Source organism: Echinicola sediminis (assembly GCF_054777495.1).
Window position 1 is genome coordinate 43425 of record NZ_BAAHAP010000007.1, and the last position, 24115, is coordinate 67539.

A 24115-nucleotide genomic window follows, 5' to 3' on the forward strand; every position below is an offset into this window, starting at 1 on the left:
GGTTTTCAATTAAAATTTAACATTCAATCCAACCGTGTAGATAGCTGGGATAGGGTAAACCTGACGGTCTATACCGTCCGGAACCTCAGGGTTGAACCCATTATAATTGAAGATGGTCAGCGGACGTTCCGCAGTCAATGTCAGACGTGTAGCAGGCATGGCCAGTCCAAACAGGTCTTTGTTTAATAAGGAATAAGCAAGTTGCACGTTTTGGACCCTGAAATAGGAACCATCTTCCACGAAGTAGTTGCTGAAGTTTTGGTTCCAACCTTTTCTAAGTCCTGCAGCTGAAGGATACCTGTTTGAGGTGCCCTCGCCCCTCCATAGATTGGTGGCCAATTCGGCATCGATATTCGTGTCATTGGTGAAGATGACCTCACCCCGTTTCCTGTTTAGGATTTTGTGACCGGATTGTCCTTGAATCAAAGCGGAGAACTCCAGGTCTTTGTACTTAAATCCTATATTACCACCATAGGTTAACTTTGGAAGGAAGGAGCCTAAAATGACCCTGTCCTCGCTGTTAATTACTTGGTCTCCATTTTGGTCTTTGAAGATAAGGTCTCCAGGAACCAAATTGTTTTCAGCAATGAATTCGTCCGTATATCCACTGTTGTCTATCTGTCCCTCATTTTGGAACACTCCTATAACTTCATAACCAAAAAATGCCTGATAAGGGTCACCGATTCTGGAGGTTTGTCTAAATTCAGCAGATCCGGCGCCCAAAGCATCTGCTCCACCAAGACTCCGCACGGAATTTTTAAGTGTGGCAAAATTACCGCCAATGTAATAGCTGAAGTCTTCGCTTATGGAGTTGGACCAGTTGATCGCCACTTCAAGGCCTTGGTTTCTGATCTCTCCGACACTTCTTCTTTCATTGGACCTTAATACCGGAGGGATGATGCCCACCGCTAGATTTTTGGTGTCCCGGATAAAGTAGTCCGCTTCCAAGGTCAGACGGTCTCTTAGGAAATTGGCGTTGATACCAAAGTTCATCTCTTCAGTGGTTTCCCATTGATCGATCAGGTCGAAAGTAGGGTTCAAATGCCGGCCGATAAACCGAACGTCATTGATGGCTGTATTGGTTTCTTCCAGCGTAGGAACCCCTACGGATGGAGTAATGCCATCATTCCCTAACTGTCCCCAGGAGGCTCTCAACTTCAGGAAACTGATGCCACTGACATCGAAGAAATCCTCTTCGGAGATCACCCATCCAGCACCGATGGTAGAGAAGTTACCCCAGGTCTTTTGAAATTTGTTATTGCCATCCCTTCGGAAAGTACCGTATAATAAATAGCGCTCATCAAAGTTGTAAGAAACCCGTCCAAAAAACGAGAGGTAATACAGTCTTGAATTGATCGTGCTTCCGTTGGTGTCGCCAATATTATCCAGATTAAAGTTCTGTGCATTGGATAGGTACCAGTACTGTTCATTTCCCCTCAATGGATCTGGATTCAGACCTTCTCCACTGGCAAAAAGCACTTCACTATATTCACTTCTGTAGGATTGGCCTGCAGTGGCTGTAAGAAAATGTTTTCCCCAGTTGTTGCTGTAAGTGAAGTAATTGTCCACGATCTGATCAAATCCTGCTCCGCTTTGTCTCCTTAGGGAGGACTGGAATTCGGTTACTCCGTCATTATAGGCAAAGTTTACGTTGCGCTGACCGATGTAATCAAATTTGTAATTATAAGCCGTTCTGAAGGACAGCTTGTTAGGGATCAAATCAATGTTGGCATGAAAATTACCGGTTATTTTGGCAATATTATTCCTGTTGTCATTATAATAAAGCGGGTAGAAGGGGTTTTGGCTTCCCCGATAACCGATTTGCTGGGCATTGGAAAGCTGGTTGGGAGTGGCTGCGGTGTTTTGTTCATCAAATACCGGGATGATTGGTACGGCAAAATAAGACCTGAACCAGGCTCCGTTTTCTCCCACATATTGTCTGGCCACACTGAAATTAAAATTACCACCTACTGTAATCCACTCTTTGATGTCGGTATCTAGTTTGGCTCTGATATTTACCCTTTTGTAATCATTTCTGGTATCGTTTAGCAAACCGTCCTGGGCAAAGTAGCTTCCACCAATGGAGTATTTTGTTTTGGTACTGCCACCGTTGAAGGTAAGGCTATGGTTCTGAATGGAAGAAGGGCTCATGATCTCTCCGTACCAGTCTGTGCTGACATTGGGGATATTGGGGTCGACCCGGCTTCTTCCGTAACGCTGCATGGCATTATTGACAAAAGCAATGTCTGCTGTAGAACCCGTTTCATTAATGTACTGAACAAACTGCTGGCTATTGGCCATTTTGATGACATTTTGAGGGTTTTGAATCCCATAGTAGCCATTGTAGACGATTTCAGGAGCTTGCTCGTAATCACCTGATTTGGTTTCGATCAGCACCACACCGTTAGAGGCCCTTACCCCGTAGATTGCCGATGCAGAAGCATCTTTCAAAACCGAAATACTCGCAATATCATTGGAGTTGAGGAAATCGATATTGTCAAAAAACATTCCGTCCACAACGTATAGAGGTGCTGCATTTCCTTCAAAGGATCCAACGCCCCTCACCCGAACTGTTGGAGAGGCTCCCGGTGCACCACTACTTACGATCTGCACACCAGCCACTCTACCCTGTAGGGACTGCATGGCATTTGGGGAGGGCGTTTTGACAATATCTTCGGTTTTTAAGGTAGTAATAGCCGAGGTCAGGTCTTTCTGTCTTTGGGTACCATAACCGATTACCACAACCTCATCCAAAGCGCTGACATCCTCATTTAAGGTGATGTTGAGCATTGTTCTTCCGGTCAAGGGGACTTCCTGTGTTTCAAATCCGATAAAGGAAAAAATAAGCGTAGCATTGGGGGAATTGACGGTCAATTGGAAATTTCCATCCAAATCAGTTACCGTACCGTTATTGGTGTTCTGTTCCAGAATATTGACGCCTGGAATAGGCTCTCCTCCGGAATCAAGGACCTGTCCGGAGACATTGGTTTCCTGCGCAGTGGCGATGTTGATGATGCTTAAAAAAAGAAACATCACCGCTAAGGAAAGTTTTCCAAAATATTGGATTTTGGGTTTCCATGATTCCTTACTTGGGCGTAAAGGGTTAATCATACGTATTTGGTTTTGGGTTTGAGATTGATAAAATTCAAACGTTTGCAATTTGCCCCGTTTGACTCTGGAAATGTAGATGAAAGAAAAAAATCAAACGAAAAAAATCTTATAATCTTAGCTTTTTAGTAGGTTTTTTAGAGTGAAAATAGGGGTGGGAATTAACGGTTCAATATCATGAAAATGTTTCTTTAAAGGCTTTAAAGAGGGTTTTTTCGCTTTAGTATCACACCAAAATACTATTGTGGAGGAATCTTGTTGATTCCTGTGCTTAGGAGAGGGGCAAAGGGTTTTATTTGGATTTTTCTTTTTCCTCTTCCATCATCAGGATGTCGTACCAATGTGGGTTTTCCAAGTCATGGGCTTCTATATTTTGCTTGGTCTTCTTTCGAAAGTTCCACACGGTATTTTTGCGAAGGTCCAGCAATTCGGAGAGCTGATCCAATGTTTGCTTTTCTGTATTGGCAATAAGGTCATAGGCGATGTAAAATGCCTTTTCCAAGGGGAACTTGACGCCATGAAAGATGGTGCCCGCAGTAACGGAATCGATATGTCCACAGCGGGTACACCTACGGGTAAAAAGTTTAGGGCCTTTGGAGCTTTTCGTATTCCCACATTGCCTACAGGTAAACCCCTTGCCCCATTTAAACTCTTCCAAATGCCGTAGACATGCGGATTGATCAGGGAAAATGCGTTGAAACTCCTCATAAGACAATAACTGGTTGGTAAGCCGGGCCTGAAAAGAGGCCTTGATGCTGCTTTTCAGTTTCCAGTTATCTTTGTCCAATAGGGAATTGATGCGCTTGATTTCCTCATCTTTTTCCATTAGCTGCTGGTTATAATCTTCCAACAGACTGTTCTTTTGTGCCAGCTCCTGGGTCCTTTCCTGCACTTTCATTTCGAGTTCACGGTTGACCTTTTCTTTTAAGGCATAGTTGATTTCTATCTGCTTGATGGTTCTTTTCATTGCCCTGTCCCGGTTGTTTTTCAGGATTCTGATCCTGTCCCCCAAGGCAAAAGTCAACAACAGCATTTCCAGCAGGAATGCGATGTGCAGGCTGTAATAGATCAGGGTCATATGGGGGATGACGGCGGCATTGACCAGCACTTTTACTACCACTCCGACAAATAGTACTCCATAGGCAAATACAAAGAAACGGGCCACTTTATAGCCCCTTGACCAAATGTAAATACTCGCAAAGAAGATGAAGAAGAAAGGAATAATGTCATAATACCTGATTTCGAAAAATTTGTGGTCGTACAATAAGCCGATAAGGAACAGGACTGACTTGATGCATAAAATGCCTATCAGTGTATAATGGATGCCTGGAGAACGGTATTTGGTGTTCAGAAACTTGATTGAAAACAGAATGGCCCAAACCACAATCATGTAACTGAAAATACCATTAGCAATCTGGTTCCAGTCCGGATAATTCGGCCATAGGTACTGGAAGGCGATACCGTCCACACACATGGCATAAATGCCCACACTTATCAGGTAAAAAGTATAATAGAGGTATTTGGTCTCCCTTACCGCGGCATAAACCAATAGGTTGTAAAGGCCTATGATGGCAATCATTCCATAAAAGATGCCATAAACAAAGTACTCATTCAGGGCATAATAAATGAAGCGGTTCACCGAGCGGATGGCGATTCGGATGTCCGCTTTTTGTCTCGATTGGATTTTTACATAATAGTTGTCGATCCCCTCTTCAAGATTTTTAATAATCAGTTCAAAATTCTTATGCTTGAACTTTCTGGAACCAAATGGGATGGCATCACCCAGAAGGGTTTTTCTGTATTTGCCGTTTTCTTCCGGAGCGTAAACTTCCACCACATCCATGGTTTGGTCATAAAATTCCATCAGCCATTTTTTGGTGCTTTCGGGCGTTTTGTCAATGGATAGTTTTACCCAATAGGTGTGGTCGATGTCAAATTTATTTTTATTGAAGGCTGGCCTGATTTTAAAATTCTCCTGGAATTTTGGCTTGATAATGTCCTGGAATGTAAGTTGGTTGGTGCTGTCTTCAAAAAATTCCAATTGACCAATAGAGAAAATACGCTCGTCTAGGTTATCGTCGATTTTTAAGGTAAAGCTCCCAGAGATACGTTGGCCAAGAGACAGGGAACTGATGCCAAAAAACAGTAGGATAAATAGTGTTAGCTTTAAATTCTTAGCCATTACTTTAACTAGGGATAGGTTATTTTATAGGGTAACTATACTTAAATTAATCAATTATAGTTGTAAATTCTCTCGATAAAGTTATCAATTTATTCAATTTCTTGCTTGAAGCAGCGGATAAGATGAAAGTGAACTAAAATTTATCCTTATGATAAAAACGATAAATCCCCGAGATATTACTGTGGCAGAGTTTCATGCGTATATGCTAGGCGCGATAGCTCCACGGCCGATTGCTTTTGTGAGTAGCATAGATGGCTCGGGAAACGTTAATCTAAGTCCATTCAGTTTCTTCAATGCTTTTGGCTCCAACCCCCCGGTTTTGATTTTTTCACCTGCCAGACGAGTGCGGGACAATACCACCAAGCACAGTTTGGAAAACGTGAGGGAAGTGCCGGAGGTGGTGGTAAACATCGTGAATTATGCCATGGTTCAACAGATGTCTTTGGCGAGTACAGAATATGACAAGGGGGTGAATGAGTTTGTGAAATCGGGTCTGACCGAGGTGCCCTCCAAGTTGGTTGCTCCTCCGAGGGTGAAGGACGCCCCGGTGGCATTTGAATGCAAGGTAAGGGAGGTAATTTCAGTAGGAGAGGAAGGCGGAGCGGCTAATTTGGTGTTATGTGAAATACTGTTGGCGCATATTGAAGAAGGTGTCTTGGACAGCCTCGGAAGGATCGATCCCCGTAAATTGGATGCCGTGGCCAGGATGGGGGGAAGCTGGTATTGTAGGGCTAATGGAGAAGCGTTATTTCAGATCGATAAGCCGGTTCAGAACAAGGGGATAGGAGTGGATCAAATCCCCGAAAGGATAAGAAACAGTGTGGTTTTGACTGGAAATGATTTGGGAAGATTGGGGAATGTGGAAGCATTCCCATCCGAAGCATCGGTAAACCTTTATGGGGAAACTGCTGAAATGGAGGAGATCAGGGTGAGGTTTCAAAATGACCCCGAAAGCCATGTTTTTCATCTTCACCAATATGCCCATGAACTTTTGAAGGAAGGGAAAGTAGAAGAAGCTTGGCTAGCTTTGCTGCAATATTATTAGAGCGTTAAAGTTGGGAATTTAACTTGCGTTTGTGCTATGTTTAGCTAAGTACAGACATTTGCCATGGACATGTTAAAGGCCGGCAAAATTTAGTTTTTATCCGAATACATCCGATGTTTTGGAATCCAATAGCCTTCCCGTTTCGCATTTAAGGATTCTATAGGGATATTTTTTCAGCAATTCATGGTTATGGGTGGCCATTAAAACAGCAGTTCCCTGCTTATTGATATCCTGAAAGAGCTTAAAGATTCCATCTGCCACTTCCGGGTCCAGGTTTCCAGTAGGCTCATCCGCGAGTAGGATGGAAGGTTCATTGAGCAATGCACGGGCAATAACCACCCTTTGTTGCTCACCTCCGGAAAGCTGATGGGGCATTTTGGTGGCGGCACCGCCAAGGCCTACCCTCATCAGGACTTCCACCATGCGGCTTTTCATCTTTGACCTGTCTTTCCAGCCGGTTGCCCTCATGACAAAGTAGAGGTTCTCGGCCACCGTGCGGTCTGTAAAAAGCTGGAAATCCTGAAATACTATGCCCAACTTCCGGCGGAGATAAGGGATTTCTTTGGTTTTTAGTTTGGTCAGGTTATATCCTACTATACTGCCCTCTCCCATTTTTAAAGGAAGGTCCGCATAAAGTGTTTTCAACAGGGAGCTTTTTCCACTTCCTGTACGGCCAATTAAAAAGACAAACTCGTCTTTTTCGATATCAAAAGAAACATCTTGAAGGATGGCGGTAATGCCCTGGAAGATACAGGCATTATGAAGGCGGACTACGGGGTCGTTAGAAAATACCATAGATTTTACAGTTCAAGCTTTTGTAATTTACCAAAGGGCAGCTCCTTGATCAAGCTTTCCATTTCTTTTTCTTTGCCTTCCAAACCAAACTTTTCGAGGTTTTTCAAGGGCCTATCTGCCCTGAAATAGGCAACAAGAACAAAGTGTTCGTCTCTGATCTGGATATAATCCGGGATTTTAGCTTTGCCTTTGACCTTTATGATATACATAAGCTTAATGGATGTGTGAAAGAAGGCGAAAGTTATAGTATAACGCCATGAGATAAAAATATTCTGTTGATTAAAGAAAGAATTAAATGGGGGAGGAGATGGTTCATTGGGGTTCGGGATGGCAAATCCCGGCAGCATCGATATGGATTGGTAGTTCGGGATTGCAAATCCCGAACAGCGTAGCCGATCAGCATTACAAATCCAGAAGAGCAATAAATAGATTGGTAGTGCGGGATTGCAAATCCCGAACAGCGTAAAAGCTTAAAGAGGGAAGAGAGCTGGAACGGATGGTTAGTAGGGTTCGGGATTACAAATCCCGAACAGCAGTCCACAATAGCAGTCCCGAACAGTATCGATCCCGAAGAGCATTGGTTGAATGATGACCTACCTCCAAGCTTTGCCATGAATCTCCGCAAACAAAAAACCACCAACCCTCACCCTGTTAAGAACAACCTGGCGCGTGGTTGGTGGAAAAATAAAAGATTTTTAAACTTATTATTTAGCGGCTGCTTTGGCGTGGTCCGCAAGGAACTGGGCAAGTCCAGAGTCGGTAAGCGGATGTTTCAACAGACCGGTAATCACTTTCAATGGGCAGGTTACCACGTCAGCACCTATTTCAGCACATTTCACCAAGTGCATGGTGTGTCTAACAGAGGCTGCCAATACCTGGGTATCGTAACCGTAGTTTTGATAGATGTGTACAATCTGCTCGATCAGATCCAATCCGTCAAAAGAGATGTCATCTAATCTTCCAATGAAAGGAGAAAGGTAGGTAGCACCGGCTTTGGCAGCAAGGATCGCCTGGCCAGCAGAGAATACCAATGTGCAGTTGGTTCTGATCCCTTCGTTGCTGAAATATTTGATCGCTTTTACGCCATCTTTGATCATAGGGACTTTCACTACGATCTTGTCATCTATTTTGGCAAGTTCCTTACCTTCTTTGATCATGCTTTCAAAGTCGGTGGAAATTACTTCGGCACTTACTTTATCATCTACGATATCACAGATGGCTTTATAGTGGGCCCTTACATTATCGTCTCCTGTGATGCCTTCTTTAGCCATTAGGGAAGGGTTGGTCGTCACACCATCCAATACGCCCAGGTCATAGGCTTCTTTGATCTCATCCAGATTGGCTGTGTCAATAAAGAATTTCATTTGTAAAACGGTTTTTGGTTTTGTATGAATATGGGCTGTAAAGTTAGGTGTTTATTTTGAAACTTAGCCAAAAATAATAAATGTATTTTTTACAATTAAAAGTAAAGACAAAAAAGAAGCGGCATCGCACCGCTACAACCGCCTACCCTTGCTTCCTTCCGGACCTGGGGGATTTGGCAGGAGCTGGTCGTGCCGCTTGAGTACAAAGGTACATCAAAAACTTCCCTTTGCAAAACCTACCCTGAAAATATCTTTGGGCTTTTATTAAGGCCTTCTGTATCAAATAGAAAAAAATGGCAGCATTATTGAGTTTTCAATGAATAGAACCAGAGTTAATGAAAAATGAAAAGACTACTCATGATTGTTTGCTTAAGCTTGGCCCTAGGCGGCTGTGCAATTCTTAATAACCGGCCAGACTATGAGGTGGGAATGGAAGAATCCGATTTCCTGAAAATACACAAGGATGCCGTCATCAGTAAACTGGATGAAGGGCAAAGGACCTATCGCGTGGTAAGGGATGAGCGTTTTTATATCCTTGCCACTTTTGAAAACGGGAAGATGGTCAAGCTGGAAGAAAAAGAGCTCCCTGCTTACTGGCACCACAATGGCCAGAAGAAGGAACAATAAGCCTTCCTTGGCTATCGGACACCTTTTAGATAGAGGTTAAACTCCAAAGGGCTACAAGGTTCGAATTCATCGACTTCAAGATCATCATAGATTTCCTCATCGAATTCCATGATGGTCTTTTCTATTTTTCCGGAGGGATGGATGATCAGCTCTATTCCTGAATAATCATCGGGATTGACCTGTACGAGTACTTGGTAATCATCAAAGGTCCTTTTGAAATATTTTGCAATGATTTTGGCCATGTTCCATTATTGAATGATGGGTCAAAGATAAAGCATTACATACTAAATTTTATTTTTATTTAGCTTTAATTGAGGGCCTGGAATAAGGGCGGAAAGAGGAGAGCTGTAAGCGGGGATCATTGGTTTTCAAGAGTAGGTTTGCCATAGTTTAACGTTGAGTTTTATTCTTTACTTGTTTCCTGGAGTATATGGAGATAGCCCTTGTAATAGGATTGCTTGTGATAGCAGTGGTGCTTTTCGCCACTGAAAAGCTTTCCATAGATATTGTTACTTTGTTGGTGCTGATCATTTTGGTCCTTTTTGGAGTGCTCAATCCAAGAGAGGCTTTTTCGGCATTTAGTAGCGATTTTATCATTATGCTCGCCTCTATTTTTGTCATTACCGCCGCCATAGAAATTTCCGGTATCATGGATTTTTTGACCGAATATGTCAGCAAAACAAAGACGGCGGAGGTAGTCGGAATCATACTTTGGATGACCCCACTCACGGCCCTGGTTTCGGGGCTGATGAATAATACGACGCTTACGGCTTTAATGGTGCCACCCCTGCTGGGGATTGCCCGTAGGTTTAATATTTCTCCTTCCAAGTTGTTGATGCCTATGGCCTTTGCCAGTATTGTGGGAGGCTGCTGGACCATTATCGGTACTTCCACAAACATCGCCGTCAGGGGCTATCTCTTTAAGGAAGGATTCGGGCAACTCGGCATATTTTCGATAGCCCCCATTGGACTGACCATGGTCGGGGTTTTCGTCATTTATATGTTTACCGTGGGACGGTTCCTCATTCCTGACAGGAAAGTAAGTAAGCTTTTGGAGGAATATAAGGTGCGCGATTATATGAGCGAGGTGAAAATTTTGAAGGGGTCAAATCTTATCGGTCAAAAAGTTTTTGAATCAGGACTTTCCAATTCTGGCTTTCGCATACTGAGTATTATTCGGGATAAGGTCAAGTTTTATCCTGACGATACTTCCGAGTTCCGGGAAAATGACCTTCTCCTGGTCTACGGAAATGTGAAGGACCTGCTTGCTGTTAAAGAAAAAGCAGGCATTTCGATTATGGCCGATACCCTGAACTCCTATTATAAAAATGAGCAAAATGATGAAATGCATTTGATGGAGGTGTTGATTCCGGCGATTTCCAATTTGGTGGGAAAGACCGTAAAGAAGGCCGAGTTTGCCAAACGGTATGGCCTGATGGTAGTGGCGGCACACAGGGCTGGGAATCTTTTGTTTCAAACCATTGGTTCACTACGGCTTCAGGCGGGTGATCTGCTTTTGGTGCAGGGAACGGCCAAGGGGTTTGCCAATATTTCTGATCAACACAACCTGGTTTTGTTGGAGGCTCACAAGATCAACCATAACCGGATAAGGAAGGGGATCATTACCATCGCCTTGTTTGCTTCGGCGATTTTGTTGACCACACTTGAAGTCATTCCCTCTGATATCGCATTTTTGAGCGCTGCGGTGACTGCGGCACTTTTCCGGACGATCAACCCCGAGGATGTTTATCGAGCGATCGACTGGAAACTATTGGTGCTGATAGGAGGGATGACGGCCTTTGGGACTGCGATGGAAAACTCAGGAGCGGATGTGTTTATCTCCGAGCAGATCATATCGGTGTTTAAACCATTTGGAGAAAAAGGTATCATGCTAGGTTTTATGGTCATCACCGTCTTGCTTACCCAGCCGATGAGCAACGCAGCAGCAGCTTTGGTGGTGCTTCCTGTGGCCCTTCAGAGTGCCTTAATGCTGGAAGTAAACCCCTTGACATTTGGCATAGCCATTATGCTCTCCGCATCAGTATCCATCGTGACGCCTTTTGAACCCAGTTGCCTGCTCATTTTCAATGCCGGAAAGTATAAGTTTTCTGATTTCATAAAAGTAGGCGGTCCACTTACCTTATTGCTGTTGGCGGTGATCTTTTTTATGGTTCCTCTTTTCTGGCCATTAAAAGGATAATGGGTGGGGATTGTCGTTTTTATGGTCACTCCATAGCAACACCGTTTGTACAGAAAGCAAATGAAACTTTAGGGAAACTGTGTTGGGGATTTATCAGATGGTCCCTACTGTTTGAAAGGATGCTCGTGTAGTGAGCTGATAATGAGAAGTGTTTTGTTTTGCTGTAATGGAATGTCAAGAAATAAGAGTATAAAAAGTATAATTTTTTGCAATTAATTTTTTTGTAAAATAAAATGGCTTTATAACTTTGCGCTAAATCAAATTATGAAAAAAGTAAATACTCAATATTGGTGGTGGCAAACTCAACTTCTTAATTGGGAAGGACAGCTAGCTATTGCCTAAATCTGAGTAATATAACCATACATAATAAGGCTTGCTGGATTCCCGGTAAGCCTTTTTTATTTTATTTTCTGTAATAACCATGGACACAAAACAACATTTTAAGATCAAGACACGGTATAAGAAGCTACTGGCCGATACCATCACCCCGGTGAGTATCTATCTTCAGGTCAGGGATAAGTTCAAAAACCCCATCCTTTTGGAAAGTTCTGATTATCATGGACAGGAAAACAGCTATTCCTACATCTGTTTTAATCCTATGGCTACTTTTTCATTCAATGGCGATGAGGTCATTGAAACCCTGCCATCAGACCAAAAATTGAGTTACAAGTTGAAGGCCGGCGAAAAGTTGGTAGATAAACTTAGAGGCTTTTCCAGCAAGTTTGAAGACGGAGAATCCAACTTTAAGTTCATTTCCAATGGGCTTTTTGGCTACATGCAATATGATACGGTAGGAAGCTTTGAAGATATCAAGCTCCACAACACGGAAGCGTCCGATATTCCGCAGTCCTATTATGCGGTATACAAGAATGTCATAGTAGTGGACCATTTTAAAAATGAACTGCACATTTTTGATCACCATATCAATGGAGAGGGAGAAGGAAGCATCGCTAAAATAGAAACCCTGCTGAACAACAAAAACATACCTTCCTACTCGTTCAAACTGGATGGAGAAGAGACTTCCAACTACACAGATAATGAGTTTTTGGACATTCTCCGTAGAGGAAGGGAACATTGCTTCAAAGGGGATGTTTTTCAAATCGTACTTTCAAGATCCTTTACTACCGGCTTCAAAGGGGATGAATTTAATGTGTACAGGGCTTTGCGCTCGGTCAACCCTTCCCCTTACCTGTTTTATTTTGATTACGGTTCCTATAAGGTGTTCGGAAGTTCGCCGGAAGCGCAAATTGTGGTCAAAGGAAGAAAGGCCACGATCTATCCGATCGCCGGAACCTTCAAGCGTACAGGAAATGATCAGGCAGATGCTGAACTGGCTACAAAACTGTACGATGATCCAAAGGAAAATTCCGAGCACGTTATGCTGGTAGATTTGGCACGGAACGATTTGAGCAGGTCTTCTGAAAAGGTTGATGTAGAGGTTTTTAAGGAGATTCAGTATTATTCCCATGTCATCCACTTGGTGTCTAAAGTCACCGGAATACTGCCCGAAGATGCCAATCCCCTTCAGTTGGTGGCGGATACTTTTCCTGCAGGAACCCTGTCCGGGGCGCCAAAATACAGGGCGATGGAGCTGATCGATGAACTGGAGCAGACCAGCCGGAAGTTTTACGGGGGAGCCATCGGCTTCCTGGGCTTTAATGGGGATTTCAACCATGCCATCTTGATCCGGTCTTTTGTTTCAGAAAACAACCAGTTGAGGTTCCAGGCCGGGGCAGGGGTGGTCGCCAAATCATCCATAGAAAGCGAGCTCCAGGAAGTAGCCAATAAACTCGAAGCCCTCCGGGTAGCCCTTAAAACCGCCGAAGAGGTTTAAAGGAAAGAAGAAAATAAAGTTGAAATGTTGTAATGTTGGAAGGTTTATGGCAAAAGTCGAACGGTTTGAGGATTTGAAGATTTGGCAGGAGTCCATTCAGTTAGGGGTTAGAATATATGCCTTAGCTGATAAAGCTCCGTTGGCCAAAGATTATAGATCAAGGGACCAGTTGATTGCTGCAGCCATTTCAATATCCAATAACATAGCTGAAGGATTTGAATACAATAGTAACAGGACTTTTAGGAAATTCCTTTACTACGCCAAAGGATCAGCAGGCGAAGTTCGAAGCCAATTGGCCCTGTTAGAGAAAGCAGAAAGAATTTCAACAGAAGAGTATGAAAGCCTTAAAAACGAGTTGATTATACTGTCCAGTAGAATAAAGGCTTTTATAAACTACTTGGATAATTACGAAAAAAAATGAAGTTAAACAGAAGAGTTATGTTGGAAAGAAACCTTTAAACTTTCTAACATTTAACCTTCAAATATCCTTGTGATAAAGATGAAAATACTAGTACTCGATAATTACGATTCTTTTACTTATAACCTGGTGTATATCATCAGGGAGCTGGGGTATGGGAAGCAGATGGACATTTTCAGGAATGATAAAATTTCTGTGGAAGATGTGGCTGCGTATGATAAAATACTGCTTTCCCCGGGACCAGGCGTTCCGGCCGATGCGGGGATAATGCCAGAGTTGATCAAAAGATACGCCGCAGAGAAGGATATTCTAGGGGTTTGTCTGGGCCATCAGGCCATTGGAGAAGCCTTTGGCAGTGGTTTGAACAACCTGACCGAGGTGGTGCATGGAGTAGCCTCAGAGGTAAAAGTGCAAAAGGAAGACCTGCTTTTTGAAGGTGTTCCCGAGAGGTTCAAGATCGGAAGGTACCACAGTTGGGTAATTGATGAAACCACGCTGTCGGATGAACTGGAAATCACCGCCAAAACCCCGGATGGACAGATCATGGCGGTGAGGCACAAACAGCATCAAGTTCGTGGGGTACAGTTTCACCCGGAGAGCATCCTTACCGAACATGGTAAGCAGATTGTTCTCAATTGGATTAAGGGATGATCTTTTAGCCAGTAATCACTAACTTAACAGAGTAAAGAAACGAACAACCATAAAAGTCAGGGACATGGCGTTCCTTAAATCAACACAAGCATGAAAGAGATTTTAAATCATCTTATAGAACATCAAACCTTAGGGAAAGCGGAGGCGAAGGAGGTGCTTAAAAATATTACTTCAGGCCAATACAACACCAGTCAGATGGCGGCTTTTATGACCGTCTATATGATGCGGAGCATTACCGTGGAGGAGTTGGCTGGTTTTAGAGAAGCGATGCTTGAGCAATGCATCCCAGTGGAGATCGCAGAGTATGATGCGATGGATCTCTGTGGTACCGGAGGCGATGGAAAAGATACCTTTAATATTTCCACACTGTCTTCCTTTGTGGTGGCTGGTGCGGGTCAGCATGTGGCCAAGCACGGTAATAATGGGGTGTCTTCCATTTGTGGCTCCTCCAATCTCCTGGCCCAGTTCGGTTACCAGTTCACCAATGACATTGATGTGATCCGGAAAAACCTGGATGAGGCGGGTATTTGTTTTCTTCATGCCCCTCTGTTTCATCCGGCCATGAAAAATGTGGGGCCTATCCGTAAAGATTTGGGGGTGAAGACCTTTTTCAATATGCTCGGCCCAATGGTAAACCCCAGCTTCCCTAAAAAGCAGTTGGTGGGGGTGTTCAGCTTGGAGTTGGCAAGGTTGTACGGATATCTTTATCAAAACAATGATGCCAAGTTCAGTGTGTTGCATGCCCTGGACGGCTATGATGAAATTTCCCTAACGGGGGATTTTAAGATGATTTCAAACCGGGGTGAGCGTGTGATTTCTCCAGCCTCAATTGGCTTGCCTAAAGTGCATGCCGAAAGTATAGCGGGAGGGAAGACAATAGAAGAATCCGCTAAAATATTTAATACCATCCTTCAAGGGAAAGGTACGGTAGAGCAAAATGCCGTGGTGATTGCCAATTCTGCTGCAGCTCTTTATACGGCTGATCAAAAGTTGACTTTTGAAGAGGCCATTGAAAAGGCCGAAGCATCCCTGAAGGGAGGCCAAGCGATGAAGGTGTTCAAGGCCTTGGTGAATCCAAAAAAATCGATATCCGTAGCATAACAGAAAAACATGAATATACTAGATAAAATCATCGCCAGAAAAAAGGAAGAAGTAGCGGAAAGCAAAAGCTTGGTTCCGGTAAAGAAGCTGGAGCGGAGCATCTTCTTTGACAGTAAAGTGGTTTCGATGAAGAAATATGTCACCAGGGAGGATAAAACCGGGATCATAGCAGAATTTAAACGCAAATCCCCCTCCAAGGGAGTGATCAATGCCGGGGCTTCTGTGGAGAAAACCAGCATCGGGTATATGCAGGCCGGGGCTTCTGCCTTGTCCGTTTTGACGGATAAGGATTTTTTCGGAGGGGCCAATGAGGACTTGACCACTGCCAGGAAATTCAATTTCTGTCCTATCCTGCGAAAGGATTTTATTATCGACGAATACCAGATTGTAGAAGCCAAGTCCATTGGGGCTGATTGCATTCTTCTTATTGCAGCGGCCCTGGAGCCCAAGAGATTGGAAGAATTGGCGTCTTTTGCCCATTCATTGGGAATGGAAGTGCTGATGGAAGTACATGATCTGGAAGAGCTGGAGATGGCACTTAATCCGCACTTGGACCTGGTAGGGGTCAATAACCGAAGCCTGAAAACCTTTGATGTTTCTTTGGATACTTCTTATGGTCTGGTGGACAAGATTCCTGCTGACTTTGTGAAGATCTCCGAAAGCGGCATTTCAGATCCCAGGACCCTGGTGGAGCTGAAGGCTGCCGGATTTGATGGCTTTCTGATCGGTGAGAATTTTATGAAATCAATCCGTCCCCATCAGGCCGCGCTTAATTTTATGAATAAATACAAGGAGCTGAGTCCTGATTTTGACGCTCAGGAAGTCTAGGTCATGTTGGTAAAAGTCTGTGGAATGCGTGAACCGGCCAATGTACAGGCACTGTTGGAAGAAGTTTCCCCGGATTTGATGGGGATGATCTTTTATTCCAAGTCTTCCCGTTTTGTTCAGGGGGATTCCTCTGTGCTGGCAAGTGGGAAGGTGGCCAAAGTGGGGGTGTTTGTCAATGCTTCCTTATCCGAGGTCCTGGAAACGGTGGAAGCTTTCAAGTTATCTTATGTGCAGCTTCATGGGGATGAAAACTCCGCCTATGTGAAGGAACTTCATTCCAAAACAAGGGCGGAAATCATCAAGGTGTTCCGGGTGAAAAAGGATATAGACTGGGAGGAGCTAAGGGTATTTGAGCCTTATGTGAAGTATTTTCTGTTTGATACCCAGACGAAACACTTTGGAGGCTCTGGAAAGAAGTTTGATTGGTCGGTGCTGGAAACCTACCCTTTGCAAAAGCCCTTTTTGCTGAGTGGGGGAATCGATGAAAACAGTGTGGTGGCGATCCGCCAACTGGAGAAAAAAGTGCCTTTGATGGCTGGAATTGATATTAATTCAAAATTTGAGCTTGAGCCGGCTTTGAAGGACGTGGCCAAGATCAGGACATTTGTATCCGCCCTCAGGGCAAGTTAAAATAGTAAACCATATTCGCCTTATTGGAGAAGGCATTAAGGATAAAGTTATGATTAAAGTTGATGAAAAAGGGTTTTATGGCAAGTTTGGTGGGGCATACATCCCCGAAATGCTGTATCCCAATGTAGAGGAACTCAGGAACAATTATGAGCAAATCATGCAATCCGAGGAGTTCAAAAAAGAATTTCATGGACTTCTAAAAGATTATGTGGGAAGACCAACGCCCTTGTATTATGCGGCAAGGCTTTCAGAAAAATACGGAGCCAAAATTTATTTAAAAAGGGAGGACCTTTGTCATACCGGTGCCCACAAGGTGAACAATACGATCGGCCAGATCATATTGGCCCAAAAGCTCGGTAAAAAAAGGATCATTGCCGAAACCGGGGCTGGTCAGCACGGTGTGGCCACGGCAACCGTTTGTGCGCTTATGGGGATGGAATGCACGGTCTATATGGGTGCGATCGATATGGAGCGTCAAAAACCGAATGTCGAGCGGATGCGCATCCTTGGCGCAGAAGTGGTACCAGCCACTTCGGGGAGTCAGACCCTAAAAGATGCCACCAATGAAGCGTTGCGGCAGTGGATCAACAATCCAGTGGATACCCATTATATCATCGGTTCGGTCGTGGGACCCCATCCTTATCCAGAGATGGTCGCCAGGTTCCAATCGGTCATCAGTGAAGAGATCAAACGTCAGTTGAAAGAGAAGGAAGGCAGGGAAAACCCTGACCTGGTAATTGCCTGTGTAGGTGGAGGAAGTAACGCTGCGGGAGCTTTTTATCACTATTACAATGTACCGGAGGTGCGTTTGGTAGCAGTGGAAGCTGGAGGACTGGGGGTTGCTTCAGGCAAATCAGCCGCGACGACTGCTTTGGGTACTCCTGGAGTATTGCACGGAAGCAAGACTTTGCTGATGCAGACAGAGGATGGACAGGTGGTAGAGCCTCATTCTATCTCCGCTGGCTTGGATTATCCAGGCATTGGCCCGGTGCATGCCCACCTTTTCGATTCGGGAAGAGGGGAATTCTTTGCCGTCAACGATGAAGATGCAATGAAAGCTGGTGTGGAATTGAGCAGGCTGGAAGGTATTATCCCAGCTATTGAATCTGCCCATGCCCTGTCGGTATTGAACCAGGTGAAGTTCAAATCATCGGACATCATTGTGATCAATCTTTCCGGTAGGGGAGATAAAGATTTGGATACCTATATAAAGTGGGGCGGATATTAGGTGCAAACTAGCTAGTATCAAGTAGCTAGTATTAAGTATTAAGAATAAAGAACCAAGAGAAAAGATAAAAGAGGATTGTCGGTGAAGTTGAAGAGGGAAAGAAGGGGTGTGCTTTCAATTTTACAATGTTTCAATCTTTCAATCACATAGCATGAACCGAATAGATCAATTATTTAAAGACAAAAAGGGGAATATACTCTCCATATATTTTACGGCCGGTTTTCCTCAGCTTGAGGATACTCTTCCCATCATGGAAGCGATAGAAGCAGCCGGTGCCGATATCATTGAAATAGGCATGCCCTATTCAGATCCTGTGGCTGATGGTCCTACTATCCAAGAAAGCAACAAAGTGGCCCTTGATAATGGGATGAACATGAAAAAAATGTTCAGCCAGCTGGAAGGGATGAGGGAAAAAGTAAACATTCCGGTGGTGTTGATGGGATATCTTAACCCTATCATTCAGTACGGGATAGAGGCCTTTTGCAAAAAGTGCTATGAGGTGGGCGTAGATGGATTGATTGTGCCCGATCTTCCTATTCAACAGTACCAGGAAGATTATAAGGCATTGTTTGACCAATACGAGTTGCGCAACACCTTTTTAATATCGCCTCAAACCAGTGTGGAAAGAATCCGGGAGATAGACCAGCAGTCGGATGGCTTTATTTACATGGTTTCATCCCACAGTATTACCGGGGCCAAGACGGGTATCAGCGATCAACAAATTGATTATTTTGAGCGGGTAAAGGCCATGGATTTGGAGAACCCCCGATTGATAGGTTTTGGGATTTCTGATCACGATACTTTTTCCAAAGCCTCATCTTACAGCAATGGAGCCATCATAGGAAGTGCCTTTATCAAGGTGCTGAGAGAGGCCAAAGACCTACAGCAGGACATCAAAACGTATATTCAAGCAGTAAAACAAGGATAGTCATGATCATACAGGTAAAACCGGATATATCGGAAGCACAGAAAGAAAATCTGATCAATGAGATCAGTAAGGTGGGCTATAAAATCACTGAAGTAACCACTCAAGAGGGAACGTATTTGGTGGGGATAGGCAAATCTGATTTTGACATCAGGAAATTTGGACACCATGAGGGCATCCAGGATATCCATATTGTTTCCGATGACTACAAGCTGGTCTCCAAGAAATGGAAGGTAAAACATACTTCTATTGATCTGGGTGACGGGGTGTTTATCAAAGAGGGCGATATGGCTGTTATGGCAGGTCCCTGCTCCATCGAAACGGAAGAGCAGATTGTAAAAGTGATCGATCACCTTAAGGAAAATGACATCAAGATCATGCGTGGAGGGGTGTACAAACCCCGAAGCAGTCCTTATGCTTTCCGTGGTTTAGGTATCGAAGGCCTGAAGTTGTGGCATGACCTGGCCAGCAAGGCGGGGATCAAGATCATCACTGAGGTGATGCAGGTTTCCCAAATTGAGGAAATGCTTGATTATGTGGATGTTTTTCAGGTAGGAGCCCGAAATACACAAAACTTCAACTTGTTGGATGAGCTGGGCAAGGTGGACAAACCTGTAATGATCAAACGGGGGATTTCAGGTACCATAGAAGAGCTTTTGCAGTCTGCAGAGTATGTTTTTTCAGGTGGAAACGAGAAACTGATTTTGTGTGAAAGGGGAATCAGGACCTATGAGAAAGCCAGCAGAAACACATTGGACCTGAATGCAGTGCCAATTCTAAAAGATAAGTCGCATTTGCCAGTGGTAGTGGATCCATCCCATGGAATAGGTATCCGGAAGTTTGTGCACCAAATGGCCCTGGCAGGAGTAATGGCAGGAGCCGACGGGATCATTTATGAGGCCCATGAGGTGCCGGAGAAAGCCTTTTCGGATGGTCAGCAAACCCTTGATTTCGCACAGAGTGCCCAGTTGGCCAAGCAGATCAGGCAGACCTTTGCTATGAGAAAAACATTTGATCTGTTATAAAAACAGTTGGTAATCAATTCATGAACATGTATATTTGTCCATCATGATTCAGCATCAAACAGTAAAATATTACAGCTATTACTACCATATCCTTTCCATAAGGGATTAGGGGTGCTGTTGTATACAAAACTGTAAAGATAGTTAAAGGCCTGATCCTATTTGGATTGGGCCTTTTTGTTTTTGAACATGGTCAAAATAATTATCGTAAATTTATTAGGAACTAACCCAAATATAGTATGGCAGACAAATCAGCAGATTGGGTCTTTAAGGATCCCAGATTAAAGGAAATGCAGCAGGATTACAAGGCGTATACCAAAGAGGATTTTGAAGTGTGGAAAATCCTGTATGAAAGGCAGATTGTCAATCTTCCCAAGGCAGCTTCGCGTGCCTATCTGGAAGGGATCAAAGAGATCAATTTTAGTCCTGAGCGGATTGCCAATTTCCAGGAAGTCAATGAGATTCTGGCCCAATCTACCGGATGGGGAATCCAGGTGGTGCCCGGACTCATTGATGATGACCTCTTTTTTGGGCTGTTAAGAAACAAGCGGTTTCCTTCTTCCACCTGGTTGCGCAAAATGAAACAACTCGACTACCTGGAAGAACCGGACATGTTCCATGATGCCTTTGCCCACATGCCCTTGCTTACCAATCAGCCTTATGTGGACTTTTTGGAAGACCTGAGCGGGATTGCGTTGAAGCATATTGACAATAAGTGGGCGATAGAACTGCTTTCCAGGATCTACTGGTTTACCATTGAGTTTGGATTGATCAGGGAGGAAGGTGAACTGAAGATTTATGGAGCGGGGATCCTGAGTTCCGCTGGAGAGACCAAATTCAGTCTTAGCAATGAGCCTGCGCATATTGATTATGATGTGAAAAGGATGCTACAAACCCCCTATTGGAAGGATAAATTTCAGGACAAGTATTTTGTCATAGAAAGCTACGAGCAGCTGTATAATTCCATCCCCGAAATAGAGAAGCGTTTGGAAGAGGAACTGACCAATTCTTCGGTGGATTAAGCGGTCCGTTTAGCTTTTTTGTCAAAGGGGCAAAAATTCTGAAAAACCATCTTGGTGCCAAATAGAGACAAGAATACCTTCATAAATAGGGAATATTGTTTAATTTTGGGTGTTCGGAAAATTGAACAGATAGCTGTGGAACAGCACAGGAAATTAGAAACCGAAGCAATAGACCTTGAAGCTTCCTTTAGGACTTTGAGGTCTATTTAGCTTTTAAGCAGTGATAAATTAAATGGATGTAGCCATCATTAAGTACAATGCCGGGAATGTTCAGTCGGTATTGTATGCCATGGAGCGATTGGGCGTGAGTGCCAGGTTGACCGATGATATAGAAGAAATCAAGAAGGCGGACAAGGTGATTTTCCCGGGGCAGGGAGAGGCCAGTTCGGCCATGAGGTACCTGAAGGAAAGAAAGCTGGACCAGCTGATCAAGGAGTTGAAACAGCCCTTCTTCGGGATATGCCTGGGCCAGCAGTTGCTTTGTGAACATTCGGAAGAAAATGACACGGAATGTTTGGGGGTTTTTCCCATCAAGGTGAAAAGGTTCCCTCCATTGGATAAAGTCCCCCATGTGGGCTGGAATAATCTGGAAAACCTGAAAAGTCCTCTGCTCCAAGGCTTGAATGATAATGATTACGTGTATTATGTCCATAGCTATTTTGCGGAGATCCATCCGGAATACACCATCGCCAGTACGCATTACCTGGAGGACTTCAGTGCCCTTTTGCACAGGGATAATTATTATGCCATGCAGGCCCATCCAGAGAAAAGCAGCCTTTCCGGAGAAAAAATATTAACCAACTTCTTGAATTTGTAATCATGGAAATCATTCCAGCAATTGATATTATAGGGGGCAAATGTGTCCGTTTGACCCAGGGAGATTATGGACAAAAAAAGGAATATGCCAACAATCCCTTGGAGGTAGCCCAGAAGTTTGAAGGTGCAGGGATCAAAAGGCTACATTTAGTGGATTTGGATGGAGCCAAGGCCAAGACCATCGTCAATAAGGCGGTGCTGGAAAGCATCACCTCCAATACTTCCTTAAAGGTGGACTTTGGTGGCGGTGTCCAGTCTGATGAAACCATACAAATGGCCTTTGAAGCGGGAGCATCACAGGTGACCGGAGGAAGTATTGCAGTAAAAAATCCCGAGTTATTTGAAGGGTGGATCAGCAAGCATGGGGCAGAGAAGATCATTTTGGGAGCCGATGCCAAAGACAGAAAAATCGCCATCAGCGGATGGGAGGAGACCACCGAAGCTGATGTGGTAGATTTTATCAAATCCTATCATGCCAAAGGAATTAAGTATGTGATCTGCACGGATGTGGCTAAAGACGGTTTGTTGCAAGGCCCATCCATCGATCTATATAAAGAAATTCTTCAGGAAATCCCAGGCATTAGATTGATCGCAAGCGGAGGGGTTTCCGAAGTAAGGGATCTGGAAGAGCTGGAGAAGATTGGGGTTTTTGGTACTATCGTGGGAAAAGCATTTTACGAGGGAAGGATTTCTTTAGAACAGCTTGCTTCATTTGTGGGGTAGTTAGTGGGTGATACAGTTATTAGGTGATTAAGTTACAGAGTTATTAGGGCGGGGGCCGGCATTGCTGACCCAATGGCTTCAAAATAAAAGATATGTTGACCAAGAGAATTATACCTTGTTTGGATATTAAGGACGGGCGAACCGTGAAGGGAGTGAATTTTGTGGATCTTAGGGATGCCGGAGACCCGGTGGAACTGGCCAAAGTTTACTCGGATGAAGGAGCTGACGAACTGGTGTTTTTGGATATCACCGCTACCGTGGATAAGCGGAAAACACTGGCAGATCTGGTGACTAGGGTAGCCAAAGCCATTAATATTCCATTTACTGTGGGGGGAGGTATTTCCACTGTAGAAGATGTAAAGGTATTGTTAAGCGCCGGTGCGGATAAGATCAGTATCAATTCGGCGGCAGTGAAGAGGCCGGAGGTTATCAATGAAATGGCCGCGGAGTTTGGCAGTCAGTGCATCGTGGTGGCCATAGATACTCGGAACATCGACGGGATTGATTTTGTCCATACCCATGGAGGCCGGAAGCCTACTTTGCTGAAGACCCAGGAATGGGCCAAAGAAGTGGCAGAGAGGGGAGCGGGTGAAATACTGTTGACCAGTATGGACCATGATGGCACCAAAGCAGGCTTTGCCAACGATCTGACCAGTGAAATTTCCTCTGCGCTCAAAATACCGGTAATTGCTTCCGGTGGAGCAGGAAGTATGCCCCATTTTATGGATGTATTTACTGCAGGAAAAGCGGATGCGGCCTTGGCAGCCAGTATTTTCCATTTCAAGGAAATAGGTATCCCGGAGTTAAAAGGGTATTTGGGCAAAGCAGGGGTAAGTACAAGGATTTAATAGAGATAGTTTTAGTGAACAAACCTGTGAAAAAGCAGGAGTAAATAATGGAAGACTTAAAGATAGATTTTGAAAAAGTAAACGGTTTGGTGCCGGCCATCATTCAGGATGCCAACAGCAATAAGGTGTTGATGCTGGGGTACTTGAATGAGGAAGCCCTGAAGCAAACACAAGAAAGCGGAAAGGTGACTTTTTTCAGCAGAACCAAGCAGCGACTTTGGACCAAGGGGGAAACTTCGGGGAACTTCCTGTTGGTCAAAGACATCAGCGTGGACTGTGATAATGATACATTACTGATCAAAGTGAACCCTGTGGGGCCTGTTTGCCACACCGGGGCAGATACTTGCTTTGATGAGAAGAATGATTCCAAAACGGCTTTTATCGATCATCTGAGGAGCATCATCAAAGACCGTAAAAACAATCCTTCGGACAAGTCTTATACTGCGTCTCTTTTTGCCAAGGGAATCAATAAGGTGGCCCAGAAAGTGGGAGAGGAAGCGGTAGAGATCGTTATTGAAGCCAAGGACGATAATAAGGACCTTTTTATGGGGGAGGCAGCGGATTTGCTGTTCCACTATTTGGTGTTATTGGAAGCCAAAGGTTACGAGTTGGATGAGGTGATGGAAGTACTTATCCAAAGGCATCAAAAATAATTAAGCGGACCAGGTTTTTGAAATTTGAACCACAGATTAACACGGATAGAAGAGTTTTTGTCTGTGGTTGATTTATATCCTATAAGGGAGGATTT

Annotated in this window: 23 protein-coding genes and 1 other RNA gene; 17 read left to right on the plus strand and 7 right to left on the minus strand. The window is 44.1% G+C overall.

Features of this window, described 5'->3' with window-relative positions; all coding sequences use genetic code 11:
- Positions 1 to 9 precede the first annotated feature (9 nt).
- Together ACYVAA_RS02995 and ACYVAA_RS03000 are read right to left on the minus strand one after the other, a co-directional pair.
- Positions 10 to 3111, minus strand: coding sequence for a SusC/RagA family TonB-linked outer membrane protein (locus tag ACYVAA_RS02995; RefSeq protein WP_460538566.1), 3102 nt, complete (start codon positions 3109 to 3111; stop codon positions 10 to 12).
- Between the two features lie 289 nt (positions 3112 to 3400).
- Complete coding sequence (locus ACYVAA_RS03000) at positions 3401 to 5290, minus strand: 7TM diverse intracellular signaling domain-containing protein (protein ID WP_460538567.1); 1890 nt, start codon at positions 5288 to 5290, stop codon at positions 3401 to 3403.
- Between the two features lie 148 nt (positions 5291 to 5438).
- Here ACYVAA_RS03000 and ACYVAA_RS03005 point away from each other — a divergent pair, with 148 nt between their 5' ends.
- Positions 5439 to 6335, plus strand: a complete 897-nt coding sequence (locus tag ACYVAA_RS03005) for a flavin reductase family protein (RefSeq protein WP_460538568.1) — start codon at positions 5439 to 5441, stop codon at positions 6333 to 6335.
- Between the two features lie 96 nt (positions 6336 to 6431).
- Here the strand turns inward: ACYVAA_RS03005 and ACYVAA_RS03010 are convergent, their stop codons facing one another.
- From ACYVAA_RS03010 to ffs, 4 genes are all read right to left on the minus strand, one after another.
- Positions 6432 to 7130, minus strand: coding sequence for a cell division ATP-binding protein FtsE (locus ACYVAA_RS03010; RefSeq protein ID WP_460538569.1), 699 nt, complete (start codon positions 7128 to 7130; stop codon positions 6432 to 6434).
- A gap of 5 nt (positions 7131 to 7135) precedes the next feature.
- The gene (locus ACYVAA_RS03015; RefSeq protein WP_460538570.1) at positions 7136 to 7339 is read right to left on the minus strand and encodes a fructose-6-phosphate aldolase; all 204 of its coding nucleotides are present in this window, start codon (positions 7337 to 7339) and stop codon (positions 7136 to 7138) included.
- Positions 7340 to 7834: 495 nt separating this feature from the next.
- On the minus strand, positions 7835 to 8494 hold the full coding sequence (gene fsa, locus ACYVAA_RS03020; RefSeq protein ID WP_460538571.1) for a transaldolase family protein: 660 nt from the start codon (positions 8492 to 8494) through the stop codon (positions 7835 to 7837).
- Between the two features lie 110 nt (positions 8495 to 8604).
- Positions 8605 to 8695, minus strand: an RNA gene (gene ffs / locus ACYVAA_RS03025) — signal recognition particle sRNA small type.
- 141 nt (positions 8696 to 8836) lie between these two features.
- Between ffs and ACYVAA_RS03030 the strand changes: the two genes are divergently transcribed.
- Positions 8837 to 9121, plus strand: a complete 285-nt coding sequence (locus tag ACYVAA_RS03030) for a hypothetical protein (protein WP_460538572.1) — start codon at positions 8837 to 8839, stop codon at positions 9119 to 9121.
- An 11-nt stretch (positions 9122 to 9132) separates the two neighbouring features.
- Here the strand turns inward: ACYVAA_RS03030 and ACYVAA_RS03035 are convergent, their stop codons facing one another.
- Positions 9133 to 9363, minus strand: coding sequence for a hypothetical protein (locus tag ACYVAA_RS03035; RefSeq protein WP_460538573.1), 231 nt, complete (start codon positions 9361 to 9363; stop codon positions 9133 to 9135).
- A gap of 188 nt (positions 9364 to 9551) precedes the next feature.
- On the opposite strand from ACYVAA_RS03035, the gene ACYVAA_RS03040 reads away from it, so the two are divergent.
- The 15 genes from ACYVAA_RS03040 (at position 9552) to hisIE (ending at position 24020) form a co-directional block, all read left to right on the plus strand.
- Complete coding sequence (locus ACYVAA_RS03040) at positions 9552 to 11321, plus strand: SLC13 family permease (RefSeq protein ID WP_460538574.1); 1770 nt, start codon at positions 9552 to 9554, stop codon at positions 11319 to 11321.
- 421 nt (positions 11322 to 11742) lie between these two features.
- A complete protein-coding gene (locus ACYVAA_RS03045; RefSeq protein WP_460538575.1) occupies positions 11743 to 13155 on the plus strand; it encodes an anthranilate synthase component I family protein in 1413 nt (470 codons plus the stop codon).
- Positions 13156 to 13201: 46 nt separating this feature from the next.
- Positions 13202 to 13576, plus strand: coding sequence for a four helix bundle protein (locus ACYVAA_RS03050; RefSeq protein WP_460538576.1), 375 nt, complete (start codon positions 13202 to 13204; stop codon positions 13574 to 13576).
- A gap of 78 nt (positions 13577 to 13654) precedes the next feature.
- Complete coding sequence (locus tag ACYVAA_RS03055) at positions 13655 to 14224, plus strand: anthranilate synthase component II (protein ID WP_460538577.1); 570 nt, start codon at positions 13655 to 13657, stop codon at positions 14222 to 14224.
- A gap of 90 nt (positions 14225 to 14314) precedes the next feature.
- Positions 14315 to 15325: an anthranilate phosphoribosyltransferase gene (gene trpD, locus ACYVAA_RS03060; protein ID WP_460538578.1), complete on the plus strand. Its 1011-nt coding sequence runs from the start codon at positions 14315 to 14317 to the stop codon at positions 15323 to 15325.
- Between the two features lie 9 nt (positions 15326 to 15334).
- Positions 15335 to 16153 (plus strand): indole-3-glycerol phosphate synthase TrpC, encoded by an 819-nt coding sequence (gene trpC, locus ACYVAA_RS03065; RefSeq protein ID WP_460538579.1) that lies wholly within the window; start codon positions 15335 to 15337, stop codon positions 16151 to 16153.
- A gap of 3 nt (positions 16154 to 16156) precedes the next feature.
- Positions 16157 to 16783 carry a phosphoribosylanthranilate isomerase gene (locus tag ACYVAA_RS03070; RefSeq protein WP_460538580.1) on the plus strand — a complete coding sequence of 209 codons (627 nt, stop codon included), beginning with the start codon at positions 16157 to 16159 and terminating at the stop codon, positions 16781 to 16783.
- Between the two features lie 49 nt (positions 16784 to 16832).
- Complete coding sequence (trpB, locus tag ACYVAA_RS03075; RefSeq protein ID WP_460538581.1) at positions 16833 to 18011, plus strand: tryptophan synthase subunit beta; 1179 nt, start codon at positions 16833 to 16835, stop codon at positions 18009 to 18011.
- A 151-nt stretch (positions 18012 to 18162) separates the two neighbouring features.
- Positions 18163 to 18939: a tryptophan synthase subunit alpha gene (gene trpA / locus ACYVAA_RS03080; RefSeq protein WP_460538582.1), complete on the plus strand. Its 777-nt coding sequence runs from the start codon at positions 18163 to 18165 to the stop codon at positions 18937 to 18939.
- 2 nt (positions 18940 to 18941) lie between these two features.
- The gene (locus ACYVAA_RS03085) at positions 18942 to 19961 is read left to right on the plus strand and encodes a bifunctional 3-deoxy-7-phosphoheptulonate synthase/chorismate mutase (RefSeq protein ID WP_460538583.1); all 1020 of its coding nucleotides are present in this window, start codon (positions 18942 to 18944) and stop codon (positions 19959 to 19961) included.
- Between the two features lie 236 nt (positions 19962 to 20197).
- A complete protein-coding gene (locus tag ACYVAA_RS03090) occupies positions 20198 to 20980 on the plus strand; it encodes a phenylalanine 4-monooxygenase (protein WP_460538584.1) in 783 nt (260 codons plus the stop codon).
- Positions 20981 to 21212: 232 nt separating this feature from the next.
- Positions 21213 to 21797, plus strand: a complete 585-nt coding sequence (gene hisH, locus ACYVAA_RS03095; protein WP_460538585.1) for an imidazole glycerol phosphate synthase subunit HisH — start codon at positions 21213 to 21215, stop codon at positions 21795 to 21797.
- Between the two features lie 2 nt (positions 21798 to 21799).
- Positions 21800 to 22519, plus strand: coding sequence for a 1-(5-phosphoribosyl)-5-[(5-phosphoribosylamino)methylideneamino]imidazole-4-carboxamide isomerase (gene hisA / locus ACYVAA_RS03100; RefSeq protein WP_460538586.1), 720 nt, complete (start codon positions 21800 to 21802; stop codon positions 22517 to 22519).
- Positions 22520 to 22611: 92 nt separating this feature from the next.
- Positions 22612 to 23367, plus strand: coding sequence for an imidazole glycerol phosphate synthase subunit HisF (gene hisF, locus ACYVAA_RS03105; RefSeq protein ID WP_460538587.1), 756 nt, complete (start codon positions 22612 to 22614; stop codon positions 23365 to 23367).
- Positions 23368 to 23414: 47 nt separating this feature from the next.
- Positions 23415 to 24020, plus strand: a complete 606-nt coding sequence (gene hisIE / locus ACYVAA_RS03110; RefSeq protein ID WP_460538588.1) for a bifunctional phosphoribosyl-AMP cyclohydrolase/phosphoribosyl-ATP diphosphatase — start codon at positions 23415 to 23417, stop codon at positions 24018 to 24020.
- Positions 24021 to 24115 lie beyond the last annotated feature (95 nt).

Excerpts from the sequence above, each read along its gene's own strand:
- ACYVAA_RS03005 (WP_460538568.1), top strand. The coding sequence starts at position 5,439 with ATGATAAAAACGATAAATCCCCGAGATATTACTGTGGCAGAGTTTCAT.
- ACYVAA_RS03090 (WP_460538584.1), top strand. The coding sequence starts at position 20,198 with ATGGCAGACAAATCAGCAGATTGGGTCTTTAAGGATCCCAGATTAAAG.
- trpC (WP_460538579.1), top strand. The coding sequence starts at position 15,335 with ATGAATATACTAGATAAAATCATCGCCAGAAAAAAGGAAGAAGTAGCG.
- ACYVAA_RS03045 (WP_460538575.1), top strand. The coding sequence starts at position 11,743 with ATGGACACAAAACAACATTTTAAGATCAAGACACGGTATAAGAAGCTA.
- ACYVAA_RS03040 (WP_460538574.1), top strand. The coding sequence starts at position 9,552 with ATGGAGATAGCCCTTGTAATAGGATTGCTTGTGATAGCAGTGGTGCTT.
- trpB (WP_460538581.1), top strand. The coding sequence starts at position 16,833 with ATGATTAAAGTTGATGAAAAAGGGTTTTATGGCAAGTTTGGTGGGGCA.
- ACYVAA_RS03000 (WP_460538567.1), bottom strand. The coding sequence starts at position 5,290 with ATGGCTAAGAATTTAAAGCTAACACTATTTATCCTACTGTTTTTTGGC.
- ACYVAA_RS03070 (WP_460538580.1), top strand. The coding sequence starts at position 16,157 with ATGTTGGTAAAAGTCTGTGGAATGCGTGAACCGGCCAATGTACAGGCA.
- ACYVAA_RS03055 (WP_460538577.1), top strand. The coding sequence starts at position 13,655 with ATGAAAATACTAGTACTCGATAATTACGATTCTTTTACTTATAACCTG.
- ACYVAA_RS03015 (WP_460538570.1), bottom strand. The coding sequence starts at position 7,339 with ATGTATATCATAAAGGTCAAAGGCAAAGCTAAAATCCCGGATTATATC.
- ACYVAA_RS03035 (WP_460538573.1), bottom strand. The coding sequence starts at position 9,363 with ATGGCCAAAATCATTGCAAAATATTTCAAAAGGACCTTTGATGATTAC.
- fsa (WP_460538571.1), bottom strand. The coding sequence starts at position 8,494 with ATGAAATTCTTTATTGACACAGCCAATCTGGATGAGATCAAAGAAGCC.
- ACYVAA_RS03050 (WP_460538576.1), top strand. The coding sequence starts at position 13,202 with ATGGCAAAAGTCGAACGGTTTGAGGATTTGAAGATTTGGCAGGAGTCC.
- hisA (WP_460538586.1), top strand. The coding sequence starts at position 21,800 with ATGGAAATCATTCCAGCAATTGATATTATAGGGGGCAAATGTGTCCGT.
- ACYVAA_RS03085 (WP_460538583.1), top strand. The coding sequence starts at position 18,942 with ATGATCATACAGGTAAAACCGGATATATCGGAAGCACAGAAAGAAAAT.
- trpD (WP_460538578.1), top strand. The coding sequence starts at position 14,315 with ATGAAAGAGATTTTAAATCATCTTATAGAACATCAAACCTTAGGGAAA.
- ACYVAA_RS03010 (WP_460538569.1), bottom strand. The coding sequence starts at position 7,130 with ATGGTATTTTCTAACGACCCCGTAGTCCGCCTTCATAATGCCTGTATC.
- hisIE (WP_460538588.1), top strand. The coding sequence starts at position 23,415 with ATGGAAGACTTAAAGATAGATTTTGAAAAAGTAAACGGTTTGGTGCCG.
- ACYVAA_RS02995 (WP_460538566.1), bottom strand. The coding sequence starts at position 3,111 with ATGATTAACCCTTTACGCCCAAGTAAGGAATCATGGAAACCCAAAATC.
- hisH (WP_460538585.1), top strand. The coding sequence starts at position 21,213 with ATGGATGTAGCCATCATTAAGTACAATGCCGGGAATGTTCAGTCGGTA.
- trpA (WP_460538582.1), top strand. The coding sequence starts at position 18,163 with ATGAACCGAATAGATCAATTATTTAAAGACAAAAAGGGGAATATACTC.
- ACYVAA_RS03030 (WP_460538572.1), top strand. The coding sequence starts at position 8,837 with ATGAAAAGACTACTCATGATTGTTTGCTTAAGCTTGGCCCTAGGCGGC.
- hisF (WP_460538587.1), top strand. The coding sequence starts at position 22,612 with ATGTTGACCAAGAGAATTATACCTTGTTTGGATATTAAGGACGGGCGA.